The following is a 16,256-nucleotide window of genomic DNA, read 5'->3' on the forward strand; positions in this document are numbered from 1 at the left end:
CCGCCCGCGTCACATGCTGAAGTTCCAGTCGAGCGGCGTCCCCTGCTGCCCGACCATCTCGACCGACTGCAGCATCGCGTTCGCCACCTGGGTGAGCGTGGCGCCGTGCTGCACGGCCGCCGTCCAGAAAGCCAGGCCGGCCGTATCGGCGGCGCGGTCGAACAGGCCGGCGTACAACAGGCCGACGTCGTGCCCGACGTCGCCATTGAAGCCGCCCTGCGTGGCCAGGCGTTCGGCCGAACCGATCATGGACAGCGCGATCGCGCCCAGGCTGGCGCCCTGGCCGTGCACGGTCGCCCAGAAATCGAGGCCGTAGACGTCGGCCTGGCGTCCCAGCACCGCCTGATACAGGCCGGTGAGCGGCGTCAGGTCCGCGCCGTTCTGCACGCCGACCGTGGCATCGGAAAACTGCAGGTGCTCGACGTTGACGACGAGCGCCTTCGCCTCCGGTGCCGCCTTGCTGCTCACGATCAGGTAGTCGTTGTGGGTCTCGATGTCGAAATCGGCGCGGGCGCCCGCGAACACCGCGGTGTCGGCGCCGGCGCCGCCGTGCAGCACCGCGGTGGCCGGTGCCGCCTGCGCGCGTGCCGCGCCGCTGGCGGTTGCCACCGGCGTCGGCGCGCCAAAGCTCATCGTATCGTCGCCGCCGCCGGCGAACACCTGGGTGCTGCCGCCAGCCGCCAGCGTGAAATGCTGGCTGGCCGCGTCGCCGCTCAGCATCTGCGTGCCTGCCTGCGCCACGATATTCGCCGCGCCGACGACCGCCGCGAACTCGACGTCCTGCAGCGCGATCGTGCTGCCGGACGCCAGGCCCGCGGCCTGGATCACCAGCGCCACGTGCTGCTGCGGATCGGCGCTGCCGTTCAGCGTCAGGACGCCGTTCGGCGCCGTGCTGCTCACTGGCGTGACGGTCTCCACCAGCAGCGAGTGGCTTGCCGCCAGCTGCGCCAGATAACTCTGGCCATTGTCGACCATGTGGCCCCGGTCGCCGCTGCCGTCGGACGCGGTCGCCGCCTGGATCGCGGCGATCAGTCCCGTGCCCGCGTTCGCGACCGTCGTGTTGGCGCCGCCGCTGGCGCTCAGGCCGTAGCCGACCGCCAGCTGGGCCACCAGCAGGTTGGTGCCGGCGGCGCTGGCCAGCGGAATGTCCGCCACGCCGGCAGCGCCGGTCGACTCGGCCCGGTCGGCGCCCACGATCGGGACATCGACCTGGCTGCCGGACGCGCCGCCCGCCAGCACTACAGGCACCGTCACCACGCGCACGCCGTCCACCAGCGGGTCGGGCGCGTCGACGATGCTCAGGGCGAAGCTGCCGCCCGCCGCGGACACGTTGCCGGCGGCGTCGGTGTCGGTCGCGCTCAGCGTGTGCGCGCCGACGTGCAGCGTCTGCGCCAGGATGCTCCAGTGGCCGTTCGCATCGGCGTGCGTCGTGCCCACCACGGTCGTGCCGTCGTACAGCGTGACGAGGTCGTTCGCCGCCGCGCTGCCTTCGAGGGTCGGCATGGCATACGTGATGCCGTCGCCGCGCGTGCCGGTATCGGACTGCACCTGCAACTGCGGGGCGCCGGGTGCCGCCGGGGCGGCCGTGTCGACCGTCAGCGTGAAGGCCGGGCTGGCGGCGGACGCATTGCCGGCCGCATCGACCTGCCTGATGCTCAGCGCGTGCTCGCCGTCGGCAAGCGCGGACGCCGTGATGCGCCACGTGCCGTCGGCGCCGGCCTGCACCGAACCGAGCGCCGTGAGGCCGTCGGTGTCGTACAGCGTCACCTGCGCCAAGGCCTCGGCCGTGCCGCTGAAGGTCGGCGCATTGACCTTGGTGACGTGGTCGCCGGCGGTGCCGCTGTCGCTGGCGGCGGCCAGCACCGGCGCGGCCGCGGTGGCGGGTGCGAGGGTGTCGACCGTGACGGTCAGCGCCGCGCCTTGCGCCGACACGTTGCCGGCGGCGTCGAGCTGGGTTGCGCGCAACGTGTGGCTGCCGGCGGCCAGGGCGGCGCTGGTGATGCTCCAGGCGCCGGCGGCATCGGCCGTGGTGGTGCCCAGCACCGTCGTGCCGTCGCTGTCGTACAGCGTGACGGCGGCAAGCGCTTCCGCCGTGCCGCTGACGGTCGGCGTGGTGTCGCTCGTGACGCCGTCGGCGGACGAGGCGCCGGTGTCGCTGGCCGCTTGCAGTTGCGGCGCCGGCGCGCCCGGCGCCAGTGTGTCGAAGTGGATCGTCGGGGTCGCGCCCGCGCCGCCCGTGTTGCCGGCCACATCGGCATAGCTGCCGGCACCGACCGTGATGCTGGCCGTGCCCGCATTCGTGCCCGCGTCCGGCGTGAAGGTCGCCGTGCGTGTCGTGCCCGTGCCGCTGATGGCGGACAGCGTACCGCCGCTGACGGTGACGTCGCCCACGCTGCCGTCCCAGCTGAAGGTCGCGCCGGGGTCTTCGCTGAAGGTGAACGTGATCGTGGCGGTGCCGCCGATCTTCAGCGCACTGACGTCGCTGCTGATCGTGACGGCCGGCGCGCTCGTGTCCAGCACATAGGCTTGCGTGGCGACCGGGCCGGCATTGTCGACGGCGTCGACGACGCGCACCTGCAGCGTGCCGCTGCCGGCCAGCGTCGTACCCAGCGACCACGTGGTGCCGCTGACCTGGGCCGTTGTCCAGTTCGCGCCATTGTCGAGCGAGACTTCGACGTGCTCGTCGCTCGCCAGCGGCGCGCCCAGGGTGCCGCTGACCGTCTGCGCGGCGACGTTGGTGATGAAGTCGGTGCCCGCGCTGCCGCCATCGGCGGAGAACGCGATGGCGCCGACGGTCGTCGTCGGTGCCGTCAGGTCGACGGTGAACGTCAGGCCGCTCGAGGCGCCGCTCACGTTGCCGGCGGCATCAAGCACGGTCGTGGTGACGGTGTGCTGGCCTTCGCCCAACGCGCTGCTCGTGATGCTCCAGTTGCCGCCGGTGGCAACCGTGCTGCCCAGCAGCGTCGTGCCTTCGTACAGTTTCACAGTGGCGCCGGCTTCGGCCGTGCCGGTGAAGGTCGGCGTCGTGTCCGCGGTGATGCCGTCGCTGTTCGACATGCCGGTGTCGCTGGCAGCGTCGAGGAGCGGCGTGGACGATGCCGCCGGGGCCGTCGTGTCGATCGTGACGCCGTGCGACGCCGACAACGTGCTGACGTTGCCGGCCGCGTCGGTGGCCTTGGCCGTCACCGTGTGCGTGCCCTGGCTCAGGGTCGACGCCGTGATGCTCCAGGCGCCGCCGCCATCGGCCGTCGTCGTGCCGAGCAAGGTCGTGCCGTCCGTGTCGTACAGCTTGACGTGCGCGCCCGCCTCGGCCGTGCCCGTGAACGTGGGCGTCGTGTCGTTGGTGACGGCGGCGTCCGGCACCGGTGCCGACGGCGCGGCCGGCGCGGCGGTGTCGATGGTGACGCTCACGCCGGACGACGCGGCGCTGGCGTTGCCCGCCGCATCCATCACCTTGGCGGTGATCGTGTGGGCGCCTGCGCTCAGCGTGGAAGCGGTGATGCTCCAGTTGCCGCCGGTCGCGACCGTACTGCCCAGCACCGTGGTGCCGTCCGTGTCGTACAGGGTCACGGTGGCGCCGGCTTCGGCCGTGCCGGTGAAGACTGGCGTGGTGGCGTTCGTGATGCCGTCGCTGGACGAAATGCCGGTGTCGCTGGCCGCCGCCAGTTGCGGCGCGGACGTGGCGCCCGGCGCCAGCGTATCGAAGTGGATCGTCGGGGTCGAGCCCGCGCCGCCCGTGTTGCCGGCCTTGTCGACATAGCTGCCGGCAGGGATCGTGATGCCGGCCGTGCCGGCGTCCGTGTTCGCGGCGGGCGTGAAGACGGCCGTGTAGATCGAGTCGAAGCCCGTGCCCGCGTAGTTGAGCGTGCTCAGCGTACCGCCGCTGACGATGATGTCGCCCTGCCTGCCGTCCCAGTTGATGCCCGCGCCCAGGGTTTCGCTGAACGTGAAGGTGATGGTGGCGGTCTCGCCGGCCTTCAGCGCGCCGGCGTCGCTGGTGATTGCGACGCTCGGCGCGGTCGTATCCAGCGCGTAGACCGCCACGGCCTGCGGCCCCGCGTGGCCGGCGGCGTCGGCCACGCGCACCCGAATCGCCTGCGGGCCGTACATCAGCGTCGCCGCGGCGGACCACGTGGTGCCGCTGACTTGCGCCGTCGTCCAGTTCGCGCCGTGGTCCATCGACACCTCGACGTGCTCGTCGCCCGCCAGCGGCGCGCTCAGGATGCCGCTGAGGGTCTGCGCGGCGACGTTCGTGATGAAGTCGTTGTTCCTGTAGCCGCTGTCGGCCGAGAACGCGATGGAATCCACCGTCGTGGTCGGTGCCGTCGTGTCGACCGTGACCGTCAGGCCGTTCGATGCGCCGCTCACGTTACCCGCGGCGTCCATCACGGTCGTCGTGACGGTGTGCTGTCCGTCGCCCAGCGTGGCACTCGTGATGCTCCAGTTGCCACCGGTGGCGACCGTGCTGCCCAGCAGCGTCGTGCCTTCGTACAGTTTCACAGTGGCGCCGGCTTCGGCCGTGCCGGTGAAGGTCGGCGTCGTGGCGGCCGTGATGCCGTCGCTGTTCGACATGCCGGTGTCGCTGGCAGCGTCGAGGAGCGGCGTGGACGATGCCGCAGGGGCCGTCGTGTCGATCGTGACGCCGTGCGAAGCCGACGCCGCGCTCGTGTTGCCGGCCGCGTCGGTGGCCTTGGCCGTCACCGTGTGCGTGCCCTGGCTCAGGGTCGACGCGGTGATGCTCCAGGCTCCGCCGCCGTCGGCCGTCGTCGTGCCGAGCAGCGTGGTGCCGTCCGTGTCGTACAGTTTGACCTTCGCGCCCGCCTCGGCCGTGCCCGAGAACGTGGGCGTCGTGTCGTTCGTGACGGCGGCGTCCGGCACCGGTGCCGACGGCGCGGCCGGCGCGGCGGTGTCGATGGTGAAGCTCACGCCGGACGACGCGGCGCTGGCGTTGCCCGCGGCATCCATCACCTTGGCCGTGATCGTATGCGCGCCCGCGCTCAGCGTGGAGGCGGTGATGCTCCAGTTGCCGCCGGTCGCCAACGTGCTGCCCAGCACCGTGGTGCCGTCCGTGTCGTACAAGGTGACGGTGGCGCCCGCTTCGGCCGTGCCGGTGAAGACTGGCGTGGTGGTGTTCGTGATGCCGTCGCTGGACGAGATGCCGGTGTCGCTGGCCGCCGCCAGTTGCGGCGTGGACGTGGCGCCCGGCGCCAGCGTATCGAAGTGGATCGACGGGGTCACGCCCGCGCCGCCGTTGTTGCCCGCGACGTCGGCGTATGCGCCAGCAGCAACCGTGATGGTGGCCGTGCCCGCATTCGTGCTCGCATCCGGCGTGAAGAGCGCCGTGCGGGTCAGGCCCGTGCCGCTGATGGCGGACAGCGCGCCGCCGCTGACGGTGACGTCGCCCGCGCTGCCGTTCCAGCTGAAGGTCGCGCCGGGGTCTTCGCTGAAGGTGAACGTGATCGTGGCGGTGCCGCCGATCTTCAGCGCACTGACGTCGCTGCTGATCGTGACGGTCGGCGCGCTCGTGTCCAGCACATAGGCTTGCGTGGCGACCGGGCCGGCATTGTCAACGGCGTCGGCCACGCGCACTTGCAACGTGCCGCTGCCGGCCAGCGTCGTGCCCAGCGACCACGTGGTGCCGCTGACCTGGGCCGTCGTCCAGTTCGCGCCATTGTCGAGCGAGACTTCGACGCGCTCATCGCTCGCCAGCACCGCGCCCAGGGTGCCGCTGACCGTCTGCGCGGCGACGTTGGTGATGAAGTCGGTGCCCGAGCTGCCGCCGTCGGCGGAGAACGCGATGGCGCCGACGGTCGTCGTCGGTGCCGTCAAGTCGACGGTGAACGTCAGGCCGCTCGAGGCGCCGCTCACGTTGCCGGCGGCGTCCATCACGGTCGTCGTGACCGTGTGCTGGCCTTCGCCCAACGCGCTGCTCGTGATGCTCCAGTTGCCGCCGGTGGCGACCGTACTGCCCAGCAGCGTCGAACCCTCGTACAGCTTGACGGTGGCGCCGGCTTCGGCCGTGCCGGTGAAGGTCGGCGTCGTGGCGGCCGTGATGCCGTCGCTGTGCGACATGCCGGTGTCGCTGGCAGCGTCGAGGAGCGGCGTCGACGATGCCGCCGGGGCCGTCGTGTCGATCGTGACGCCGTGCGACGCCGACAACGTGCTGACGTTGCCGGCCGCGTCGGTGGCCTTGGCCGTCACCGTGTGGGTGCCCTGGCTCAGGGTCGATGACGTGATGCTCCAGGCACCGCTGCCGTCGGCCGTCGTCGTGCCGAGCAAGGTGGTGCCGTCCGTGTCGTACAGTTTGACCTTCGCGCCCGCCTCGGCCGTGCCCGTGAACGTGGGCGTCGTGTCGTTGGTGACGGCGGCGTCCGGCACCGGTGCCGACGGCGCGGCCGGCGCGGCGGTGTCGATGGTGACGCTCACGCCGGACGACGCGGCGCTTGCATTGCCCGCCGCATCCATCACCTTGGCGGTGATCGTGTGGGCACCCGCGCTCAACGTGGAGGCGGTGATCGACCAGTTGCCGCCGGTCGCGACCGTACTTCCCAGCACCGTGGTGCCGTCCGTGTCGTACAACGTGACGGTGGCGCCCGCTTCGGCCGTACCGGTGAAGACCGGGGTGGTGGCGTTCGTGATGCCGTCGCTGGACGAAATGCCGGTGTCGCTGGCCGCCGCCAGGTGCGGCGTGGACGGTGCGTTCGGCGCCAGCGTGTCGAAGCTGATCGACGGGGTCGCGCCCGCGCCGCCCGTGTTGCCCGCCACATCGGCATAGCTGCCGGCACCGACCGTGATGCTGGCCGTGCCCGCATTCGTGCTCGCGTCCGGGGTGAAGGTCGCCGTGCGCGTCGTGCCCGTGCCGCTGATGGCGGACAGCGTGCCGCCGCTGACGGCGACGTCGCCCGCGCTGCCGTCCCAGGTGAAGGTGGCGCCGGGGTCTTCGCTGAAGGTGAAGGTGATCGTGGCCGTTTCGCCGGCGTGCAGTGACGCCTTGTCGCTGCTGATCGCCAGCGTCGGGGCCTTGGTGTCGTAGCCGAAGGTCGCGGCCGTGCCGGCGTTGCCATTGTTGCCGGCCGCGTCGGCGTAGGATGCGCCGGTCACGCCGACGCTGGCCGAGCCGTTGTCGACGTTCGCGTTCGGCGTGAAGGTCGCGGTGCGGGTGAGGCCGCTGCCGCTGATGGCAGACAGCGTACCGCCGCTGACAGTGACGTCGCCCGCGCTGCCATCCCACGTAAAGGTCGCGCCGGGGTCTTCGCTGAACATGAACGTGATCGTCGCGGTCTCGCCGGCTTTCAGGCCGGCGGTGTTGCTCATGACCGAGACCGTGGGCGCACCCGTATCGATCGTCATGAGCAGACCGGAGGACGCCGTGCCGACGTTGCCGGCGGCGTCCGTGGCCGCGGCGGTGATCACGTGGACGCCGTCCGTCAGCGTCGACGCCGTGATGGAATAATTGCCGCCGGTAGCGGTGCCGCTGCCGACGAGGGTGGCGCCGTCGTACAGCTTGACCGTGGAACCGGCCTCCGCGGTGCCGGTGAACGTCGGGGTCGTATTCTTCGTCACGTTGTCGCTGCTGGACGTGCCCGTGTCGGTGCCGGCGGTGAGGTCCGGCGTCGAGGGCGCGCCGGGCGCGGTCGTGTCGATGACGATTGCGCTGTTGGCGCCCAGCGAACCGATGCCAGCTGGCGTGGGCAGCGTCAGCGTCGCGTCAGTGCCGCCGGTGCTGGCCTTGATGGTGCCGCCGTTCAGTGCCAGGGCCGCGGTGCTGAGGTAGTCGAGGTCGAGGGTCGTGTCGCCGGCCTGGACGGTGTAATTGAAGGTCAGCGTAGTGGAACCGCTGCCGCTCGCATACGAGACCAACTGGTCAGTTGTGCCGGTTTCCAGCGCCAGTGTCGGCGTGCCCCCGGTCGTATCGACGGTCACCGCCTGGTCGAACTGGACGGTGACCGCGATGACGTCGCCGGCCTTGTAGTTGCCGTTCGAGGTGGTCGACGAGACGGAGGCGACCGCGGGCGCAACCACGGCTGCGTGCGCATCGGACAGCACCAGGTTGTCCATTTGAAAAAAAGCGATATTTCCGCCACCCTGCTTCGTGATGACCAGGCTGCTGATGTTGTTGAACCCGGAAAGCGAAAAATGGCTGAAAAAATCGATGCTGCCGCCGTCATACACATAGACGCTCCTGCTCGCAATCGTCCCGCCTTGCGCGTTCTTCCCCGTGATAGTCAGGTACTGAGACGAGAACTGCGAACCGTTTTCGTTGAGATCGACGGCGGTCGGGGTGAATACCTGTCCGCCGGTGAAGGCGATCGTGATCTGGTCCTCGTGGCCATCGGGCGAAAACGAGATGTAAGAGGTGTTAGGACTGTTGTCATATCCGTAGCTGCCCACGCCTGACTTATTGCCATCGAACTTCAGGTCATAGTTGGTGGCGACGTGGTACGTCAGATCGGCAGTAGGCCCGTTCATCCCGTAAATATGGTCAGTAGATCCGACTTTGAACTGGACTGTCTTGTTCGTGATGGCCAGCAGTTCGTGGTACTGCGCCGCCAGTGCCGCATCGACGACGGGGGCCGTCTCGATGCTGCCGTGCACCACCTCCAGATTCCAGTCGCCGCCCCGGCTCGCGTCGCCGGTCAGATTGTTGGACGCGGCCACGTCGGCGCCGGTGGCGATCGCCAGCTGGTCGACGAACGAGGCGCCCTGCCCGGCCGCGACATCGCAGCCGTACAACAGGATGTCGGCATGCGGAGCGAGGCTGGCGCCGATCGATGCCAGCAGGCTGCCGCGCTCGGCGGCCGTGGTCGAATCCAGGGCCAGGGTGCCCAGGTCCAGCTTGCCTTCCGAACCGTGCGTTATCACGTGCAAGGCGTCGATGCCGCTGCGGCCCTGCAGCGCCTGCGCCATCTGCTGCAGGCCATCTCCGGCCGAGTCGAGGACGATCACCTCGCGGCCGGCGCCGACCTGCGCGGCGATCGTCTGGTAATCGGCGACGTCGTTCTCGATGAAGACGACTTCAGTGCGCTGGGCGATGGTCAGCGCCTGGTCGCCGGCATCCGCCCATTGCCCGCCCGCCGTCACGCCGGCTGCGACGCCGGACGCAATATGCAGATCGCCAACTCCGGCATCGTAGTCATTCGGTGTCATGACGGCTCTCCTTGTTGTGCGGGCTGGACGGCGATGACGTTGGCGGCGCTGCCGGCCTTGTCATTCCAAAAAGACATCTGGTTGAACCTGTCGAACAGGTCGGGCGGGATGACGGTCGGGCGCGGGGAGAATTTCACCTGCGACTTCACCTTGTGCAGCCCGGGCGCGCCGAGCTGCGCGTCGAATTCCTCGGCGTCGTACTCGACGTTGTCGAAGTCGTGCTCGAAGTACGGTTCGCCGAGGAACTCGTAGACCAGGCGCATGACCTTGGCGGGTGCGCGGGCCAGCAATTCGTAATCGACCACCAGCAGCGAGGACGCGTGCTCGCCATAAAACGCGTCGCGCAGCGCGGACCAGGCGTGGCCCACCGTCTGGTCGTGCTGGGCCAATCCTTCCAGCCGGCTGTACACGGTGCCGCGCGCGCCGGCCGCGCCGAACAGGCGCGTGTGCTCGTACGGATTGGCGCGGTACATGCGCTCGAAGCTGTCCATGATCCAGGCGACGTTGCGCACGCAGGCGATGACCTTCGCCTGCGGGAACAGGTCGTGCACGAGCGGCATCTTCGCGCACCAGCTGCGGTTCGTGTCGAACACGATGTCCCGGTCGACGTCCGCGTAATACGTATCGAACAGCCCGCGCAGCAACGCCCGGCGCTTGTCGCGGCCGACCACCGGCGCGAACTCGCTGCCGGCGCTGACCTGGCCCAGCACGGCGCTGCACAGCGAGCCGACAGGGCTCGTCATGCCGGCGTGGAAGCGGGGATTTTGCAGGAGGATGCCCGACAACAGCGTCGAACCCGACCGGGGCAACCCGGAAATGAAGTGAAAGGTCTGGGGCATCTTGGCACCGCTCGGGACACGGCCAACTGTTGATACCCAGAAATAATGAACCAGATTTATTACCGAATCAACCGATTACGGAAAATGGTTAACCGCCGGAGGCCAAACCCGCAACAATTCCCCGCCGTTCCAGCTCGGCCATCAAACGGCCGACTTCCTGCTCGACCGACGACTCGGCGCTGTCGACCAGCACCTCCGGCGCGGCCGGCTCTTCATAGGGCGACGAAATACCGGTAAATTCCGGCAGCAGGCCCGCGCGCGCCTTGCGGTACAGGCCCTTCGGGTCGCGCGCCTCGCACACGGCGAGCGGGCAACGGCAATGGACTTCGATGAAATACGGCGCCGGGATCAGGGCCCGGGCCCGGGCGCGGTCGGCCTGCAGCGGAGAAATGGCGGAGACGATCACGATCTGGCCGGCCTCGTAGAACAGGCGCGCCACTTCGCCGATGCGGCGGATGTTTTCGGAACGTTCAGTGAGGGAAAAACCGAGGTCGGCGCACAGCCCGTGCCGGACCGTGTCGCCGTCCAGCACGAACACGCCACAGCCGCGTGCGAACAGGGCACGCTCGGCAGCCTGGGCCAGCGTCGTCTTGCCGGCGCCGGACAGCCCGGTGATCCAGACCACGGCGCCGCCGTGGCCGGCACGCCGCCGTCGCTCTTCGGCACCGACGGGTGTCAGAACGGCGGGCGGCGTCATGGCAATTACTCGACGATCGTCTGCGCCTGGCCTTCGCCGCGCGCGCGGATCTCGCCGATGCGGTAGACGGTCTCGCCGGCCGCCTGCAGCTGCGCCATCGCGGCGTCGGCATTTTCCCTGGACACGATCACGGTCATGCCGATGCCGCAGTTGAACACGCGGTGCATCTCCGCATCGGCCACGCCGCCGTGCTGCTGCAGCCACTGGAACAGCGGCGGCAGGGTCCACGATTTCGCGTCCAGCACGGCCGTCAGGTTATCGGCCAGCACGCGCGGGATGTTTTCCACGAGGCCGCCGCCGGTGATGTGCACGAGGCCCTTCACTTCCATCGCCTGCATCAGCGCCAGCAAGGGCTTGACGTAGATGCGGGTCGGCTGCATCAGGGCGTCGGACAGGGTGCGGCCGTGGAAGTCGGCTTCCAGGTCTGGCTTGGACACCTCGATGATCTTGCGCACCAGCGAGTAGCCGTTCGAGTGGATGCCCGACGAGGCCAGGCCCAGCACGACGTCGCCCGGGGCGATCCTGGTGCCGTCGATGATCTGCGATTTTTCCACCGCGCCGACGGCGAAGCCGGCCAGGTCGTATTCGCCGTCCGGGTACATGCTCGGCATCTCGGCCGTCTCGCCGCCGATCAGGGCGCAGCCGGCCTGTTCGCAGCCCTGGGCGATGCCTTTCACGACGGCGGTCGCGGTCGGCACGTCCAGCTTGCCGCAGGCGAAATAGTCGAGGAAGAACAGCGGCTCGGCGCCCTGCACGAGGATGTCGTTGACGCTCATGGCGACGAGGTCGATGCCGACCGTGTCGTGGCGGTTCAGTTCGAAAGCCAGTTTCAGTTTGGTGCCGACGCCGTCGGTGCCGGACACGAGGACCGGTTCCTTGAACTTCTTGCTGATTTCAAACAGCGCACCGAAACCGCCGATGCCGCCGAGCACGCCTTCGCGCATGGTGCGCTTGGCAAATGGTTTGATCGCTTCGACCAGGGCGTCGCCGGCATCGATATCGACACCAGCGTCGCGGTAGGAGAGAGAAACATTAGATGGTTGGCTCATGGTATTTGGCAGCGGAGGCGGTAAAATAGTAGGCGGTTGACAACTGGACATTAGACAGCTTCATCGGTCAGCTGCCAGTCGGTCAATCCATTATTTTATCAAAACGGCCTGCCCCGGCGCCGTTTTAACGGTCAGAACAACAATTACATGCCTTTTTCCCTCAGCCCGGAGCAAAAACAGTCAGCGTTTTGGTTGGCACTCTGGCTGGCGTGCGGCCTGCTGCTGTACGCCCTCGGGCCCATCCTCACGCCGTTCATCGCCGCCGCCATCCTCGCCTACGCCCTGAACGGCGCGGTGGACAGTCTCGAACGCACGCGCCTGGGCGCGTTTCACCTGCCCCGCCCGCTCGCGGTCGTGGTCGTGATCCTGGCGTTCCTGGCGGCCGTCGGCGCCCTGATCCTGATCGTCGTACCGGTGCTGCGCACGGAACTCCCGCTGCTGCAGGCCCAGATCCCGGATGCGCTGGCCCGCATCGACACCGTACTGACGCCGCGCCTGGCGCAGCTGGGCATCCACATCAAGCTCGACGGCAGCAGCCTGCGCACCATCCTCACGCAGCAGATCATGACCTCCAGCGACGAGATCTGGACGACGGTGCTCGCCTCGGCCCGCGTGGGCGGCAGCGCCCTGCTCGGCTGGGTCGCGACGGCGATCCTGATTCCCGTCGTGCTGTTCTACCTGCTGCTGGACTGGCACCGCCTGCTGCTGCAACTGGAGAACGCCGTGCCGCGCCGCTGGGTGAATCCGACCGTGGGCATGGCGCGGGAAGTCAACGCCCTGCTGGCCCAGTACCTGCGCGGGCAGCTGCTCGTGATGCTCGTGCTGGCCCTGTATTACTCGGCGGCGCTGGCGCTGGCCGGCTTCGAGGTGGCGCTGCCGGTCGGTATCCTGACGGGGCTGCTCGTGTTCATCCCCTACCTCGGGTACGGCCTGGGCCTCGTGCTGGCGCTGACGGCCGCCATCCTGCAATATTCCGACTGGAGCGGCGTGATCGCCGTGGCCGTGATCTATGGCGCGGGCCAGATCATCGAAGGCTTTTTTCTCACGCCGCGCCTCGTGGGCGAGCGCATCGGGCTGAATCCGCTGGCCGTGATCTTCGCCCTGCTCGCCTTCGGCCAGCTGTTCGGCTTCGTCGGCGTGCTGCTGGCGCTGCCCGCATCGGCGGTGCTGATGGTGGCGTTCCGTCACCTGAAACGCCACTATCTGCGCAGCAGCTTTTATAATGGCTGATTCCTACGCACACGACACTATGAGAACCAAGCCATGAAACAGCTGGTGCTCGATTTGGGCGCCGAGCCGGCGCAAAGCCTCGACACCTTCCAGATAGGCGAAAATGCCGAAATGGCGCACCTGATGCACCAGTTCGCGCAGCGCGCATCGCGCGAGCATTTCTGCTATCTGTGGGGAGAGACGGGCGCCGGCAAGACGCACCTGCTGCAAGGCCTCGCCGCCACCGATGGGGCACGCTACATCGCCGCCGGCGCCGGCGCGGACGCATTCGTATTGACGGCGGACGTATCCCTGTACCTCGTCGACGACATCGACCAGCTCTCGCCCGAACGCCAGATCGACGCCTTCGCCCTGTTCAACCAGGTGCGCGAGCATGGCGCCTACATGGTGTGCACCGGGCCGGTGCCGCCGGCCGTGCTGCCCGTGCGCGAAGACCTGCGCACCCGCATGGGCTGGGGCCTCGTGTACCAGATCCACGGCCTGTCCGACGACCAGAAGATCGCCGCCCTCACGCAGGCCGCCGAGGCCCGTGGTTTGACGCTGTCGGCCAGCGTGTTACCCTATCTGCTGTCCCATTTCAAGCGCGACATGCGCTCCCTGTCGACCATGCTGGATGCGCTCGACCAGTACTCGCTCGAGACCCAGCGTCCGGTCACGGTGCCGCTGCTGCGCGATCTCTTGCTTCAGGGCAATCCCGGCAGTCCCCACTCCGAACCGAAAGAATGAACGACCTCGCGCTGTTTGACCTCGACCACACCCTCCTGCCGATCGATTCCGACTACGAATGGGGCCAGTTCCTCGTGCGTGAGAAAGTCGTCGACGCGGCCGAACACCAGCGCCGCAACGACGCCTTCTTCGCGCAGTACAACGCCGGCACGCTCGACCCGGTCGAATACCTCGAATTCGCCCTCGGCACGCTGGCCGGCTTCGACCCGGCCCGCCTGAAGGACCTGCAGGCGCAGTACATGCGCGACGTGGTCAAGCCGGCGATCCGTCCCAGGGCCCTCGACCTCGTACGCAAGCACCAGGACGCGGGCGACCTGGTGGCGATCATCACCGCCACCAACGCCTTCGTCACCGCGCCGATCGCGCGCGAATTCGGCGTGGAGCACCTGATCGCCGCGCGCCCCGAACTGGACGAGCGCGGCCACCCGACCGGCAAGCTGGCCGGCACGCCCACGCAGGGCCACGGCAAGGTGGTGCACATGCACGCGTGGCTGGAAGGCCTGGGCCGCCCGTTCGACAGCTTCGGGCGCAGCTGGTTCTACAGCGATTCGCACAACGACATCCCGCTGCTGTCGGTCGTCTCCCATCCGGTGGCGACCAACCCGAGCGACAAACTGAACCAACACGCAACCGCCCTCGGCTGGACCTTACTGCACCTGTTCAATGATTAAAAAATTCATCCGCAAAATCCTGGGCGTCAAAGACGAGCGCGACCCCACCGAACCCGTGATCCTCGGGCCGGAGCAGCACGGCATCGATCCGAAGCTCGTATCGAACAACGCGGTGCGCGTCACGCAGGCCCTGCAGGAAGCCGGCTTCAAGGCGTTCGTCGTCGGCGGCGCCGTGCGCGACCTGCTGCTGGGCGTGAAGCCGAAGGACTTCGACATCGCCACCGACGCCACGCCCGAGGAAGTCAAGAAGCTGTTCCGCCGCGCCTTCATCATCGGCCGCCGCTTCCAGATCGTGCACGTGATGTTCGGCCAGGACCTGCTCGAGGTGACCACCTTCCGCGGCAAGGGCAGCGACAACGCGCCCAAGGACGAACATGGCCGCGTCCTGCGCGACAACAACTTCGGCCCGCAGCACGAAGACGCCGAGCGGCGCGACTTCACGATAAACGCCATGTACTACGACCCCGCCACGCAGACGGTGCTCGACTACCACGGCGGCATCGAAGACATCCGCGCCAAGGTCCTGCGCATCATCGGCCAGCCGGAAGCGCGCTACCGCGAAGATCCGGTCCGCATGCTGCGCGTGGTGCGCTTCGCCGCGAAGCTGGGGTTCACGATCGAACCGGCGACGCGCGCGCCCATCCCCGTGATGGCCCCGTTGATCAACAACGTGCCAGCCGCGCGCGTGTTCGACGAAATGCTCAAGCTCCTGATGAGCGGCCAGGCGCTGGCCTGCCTCAAGGAGCTGCGTTCGTCCGGCCTGCACCACGGCCTGCTGCCGCTGCTGGACGTCGTGCTGGAGCAGCCGATCGGCATGAAGTTCGTGACGCTGGCCCTCGAATCGACCGACACGCGCATCAAGGCCGGCAAGGGCGTATCGCCGGGCTTCCTGTTCGCGTCGCTGCTGTGGCACCAGGTGCTGGAAAAGTGGAACGCCTACCGCGCGGCCGGCGAAGCGCCGATCCCCGCGCTGCACCTGGCCGCGGACGATGTGCTCGACAACCAGACCGACAACCTGGCCCTGCAGCGCCGCATCGCCACCGACATGCGCGACATCTGGGCCATGCAGCCGCGCTTCGAACGCCGCAACGGCAAGTCGCCCTATAAACTGCTGGAGCACCCGCGCTTCCGCGCCGGCTTCGACTTCCTGCTGCTGCGCTGCGAATCGGGCGAGCTCGATGCGGAGATCGGCAACTGGTGGGCGACGTTCTACGCCGGCGACGTCGCCGAGCGCGAACGCCTGATCAACACCGCGAAGGACACCCAGCCGGCCGCCCAGAAGAAGCGCCCGCGCCGCCGCGGCCCGCGCCGCGCGGACGGCGAAGCGGGCGCCCCGGCGGATGCAGGCTCGAACGCACAGGCCGCGAGCGGCGAATGATCGCCTGGGTCGGCATCGGCGCCAACCTGGGTGACGCGCGCGCGAACGTCCTCGACGCCATCGACCGCCTGGCGCGCCTGCCGGGCGCGCGCCTCGTGCAAACGTCGTCGCTGTACCGCACGGCCCCCATCGATTCTTCCGGCGACGACTACGTCAACGCCGTCGCCGCGCTGGCCACCGATCTCGATGCGCACGCGCTGCTGCGGGCGCTGTTCGCCATCGAGCAGGCGCACGGCCGCGAGCGCCCCTACCGCAACGCGCCGCGCACGCTGGACCTCGACCTGCTGCTGTACGGCGACGCCGTCATCGACGACGCGCCGGCCCTGATCGTGCCGCACCCGCGCATGCACGAGCGCGCGTTCGTGCTGGCGCCGCTGGCCGAAGTCGCGCCCGGTCTCGTCATCCCGGGCCGCGGTGCCGTGAGCGCGCTGCTCGCGGCCGCCGGCGACCAGGGCGTCGGAAAACTGACCTAGCCGTAGGGTGGGCACCCTGTGCCCACGCGGATGCCGGCGACTTGCA

9 protein-coding genes are annotated in these 16,256 nt (G+C 68.8%); 5 read left to right on the forward strand and 4 right to left on the reverse strand.

The features are described from left to right. Window positions 1-9 precede the first annotated feature (9 nt). From ACEN9Q_RS22940 to purM, 4 genes are all read right to left on the reverse strand, one after another. Window positions 10-9,147 carry an Ig-like domain-containing protein gene (locus ACEN9Q_RS22940; protein ID WP_495626151.1) on the reverse strand — a complete coding sequence of 3,046 codons (9,138 nt, stop codon included), beginning with the start codon at window positions 9,145-9,147 and terminating at the stop codon, window positions 10-12. After that, window positions 9,144-9,986 carry a sulfotransferase family protein gene (locus ACEN9Q_RS22945; RefSeq protein ID WP_056444861.1) on the reverse strand — a complete coding sequence of 281 codons (843 nt, stop codon included), beginning with the start codon at window positions 9,984-9,986 and terminating at the stop codon, window positions 9,144-9,146. Before ACEN9Q_RS22945 ends, ACEN9Q_RS22940 begins: the two co-directional genes overlap by 4 nt. Before the next feature lie 88 nt (window positions 9,987-10,074). Next, complete coding sequence (gene cysC, locus ACEN9Q_RS22950) at window positions 10,075-10,683, reverse strand: adenylyl-sulfate kinase (protein ID WP_495626152.1); 609 nt, start codon at window positions 10,681-10,683, stop codon at window positions 10,075-10,077. A 5-nt stretch (window positions 10,684-10,688) separates the two neighbouring features. After that, window positions 10,689-11,732 carry a phosphoribosylformylglycinamidine cyclo-ligase gene (gene purM / locus ACEN9Q_RS22955; protein WP_056444867.1) on the reverse strand — a complete coding sequence of 348 codons (1,044 nt, stop codon included), beginning with the start codon at window positions 11,730-11,732 and terminating at the stop codon, window positions 10,689-10,691. Between the two features lie 147 nt (window positions 11,733-11,879). Between purM and ACEN9Q_RS22960 the strand changes: the two genes are divergently transcribed. Genes ACEN9Q_RS22960 through folK form a run of 5 tightly spaced genes read left to right on the forward strand, consistent with a single transcriptional unit; the run spans window position 11,880 to window position 16,210 of the window. Next, on the forward strand, window positions 11,880-12,962 hold the full coding sequence (locus ACEN9Q_RS22960; RefSeq protein WP_056444871.1) for an AI-2E family transporter: 1,083 nt from the start codon (window positions 11,880-11,882) through the stop codon (window positions 12,960-12,962). 33 nt (window positions 12,963-12,995) lie between these two features. Further along, window positions 12,996-13,688 carry a DnaA regulatory inactivator Hda gene (gene hda, locus ACEN9Q_RS22965; RefSeq protein WP_056444874.1) on the forward strand — a complete coding sequence of 231 codons (693 nt, stop codon included), beginning with the start codon at window positions 12,996-12,998 and terminating at the stop codon, window positions 13,686-13,688. Continuing rightward, window positions 13,685-14,359, forward strand: coding sequence for a histidinol-phosphatase (locus ACEN9Q_RS22970; RefSeq protein ID WP_056444877.1), 675 nt, complete (start codon window positions 13,685-13,687; stop codon window positions 14,357-14,359). Before hda ends, ACEN9Q_RS22970 begins: the two co-directional genes overlap by 4 nt. Continuing rightward, entirely contained in the window at window positions 14,352-15,737 is a 1,386-nt protein-coding gene (gene pcnB, locus ACEN9Q_RS22975; RefSeq protein WP_056444880.1) for a polynucleotide adenylyltransferase PcnB, read from the forward strand. Before ACEN9Q_RS22970 ends, pcnB begins: the two co-directional genes overlap by 8 nt. Next, window positions 15,734-16,210: a 2-amino-4-hydroxy-6-hydroxymethyldihydropteridine diphosphokinase gene (gene folK, locus ACEN9Q_RS22980; protein WP_495626153.1), complete on the forward strand. Its 477-nt coding sequence runs from the start codon at window positions 15,734-15,736 to the stop codon at window positions 16,208-16,210. The genes pcnB and folK overlap by 4 nt, the downstream gene beginning before the upstream one ends. Window positions 16,211-16,256 lie beyond the last annotated feature (46 nt).

It is taken from the genome of Massilia sp. Masssp93 (genome assembly GCF_059491295.1).

Excerpts from the sequence above, each read along its gene's own strand:
- ACEN9Q_RS22960 (WP_056444871.1), top strand. The coding sequence starts at position 11,880 with ATGCCTTTTTCCCTCAGCCCGGAGCAAAAACAGTCAGCGTTTTGGTTG.
- pcnB (WP_056444880.1), top strand. The coding sequence starts at position 14,352 with ATGATTAAAAAATTCATCCGCAAAATCCTGGGCGTCAAAGACGAGCGC.
- ACEN9Q_RS22940 (WP_495626151.1), bottom strand. The coding sequence starts at position 9,147 with ATGACACCGAATGACTACGATGCCGGAGTTGGCGATCTGCATATTGCG.
- folK (WP_495626153.1), top strand. The coding sequence starts at position 15,734 with ATGATCGCCTGGGTCGGCATCGGCGCCAACCTGGGTGACGCGCGCGCG.
- ACEN9Q_RS22970 (WP_056444877.1), top strand. The coding sequence starts at position 13,685 with ATGAACGACCTCGCGCTGTTTGACCTCGACCACACCCTCCTGCCGATC.
- cysC (WP_495626152.1), bottom strand. The coding sequence starts at position 10,683 with ATGACGCCGCCCGCCGTTCTGACACCCGTCGGTGCCGAAGAGCGACGG.
- ACEN9Q_RS22945 (WP_056444861.1), bottom strand. The coding sequence starts at position 9,986 with ATGCCCCAGACCTTTCACTTCATTTCCGGGTTGCCCCGGTCGGGTTCG.
- purM (WP_056444867.1), bottom strand. The coding sequence starts at position 11,732 with ATGAGCCAACCATCTAATGTTTCTCTCTCCTACCGCGACGCTGGTGTC.
- hda (WP_056444874.1), top strand. The coding sequence starts at position 12,996 with ATGAAACAGCTGGTGCTCGATTTGGGCGCCGAGCCGGCGCAAAGCCTC.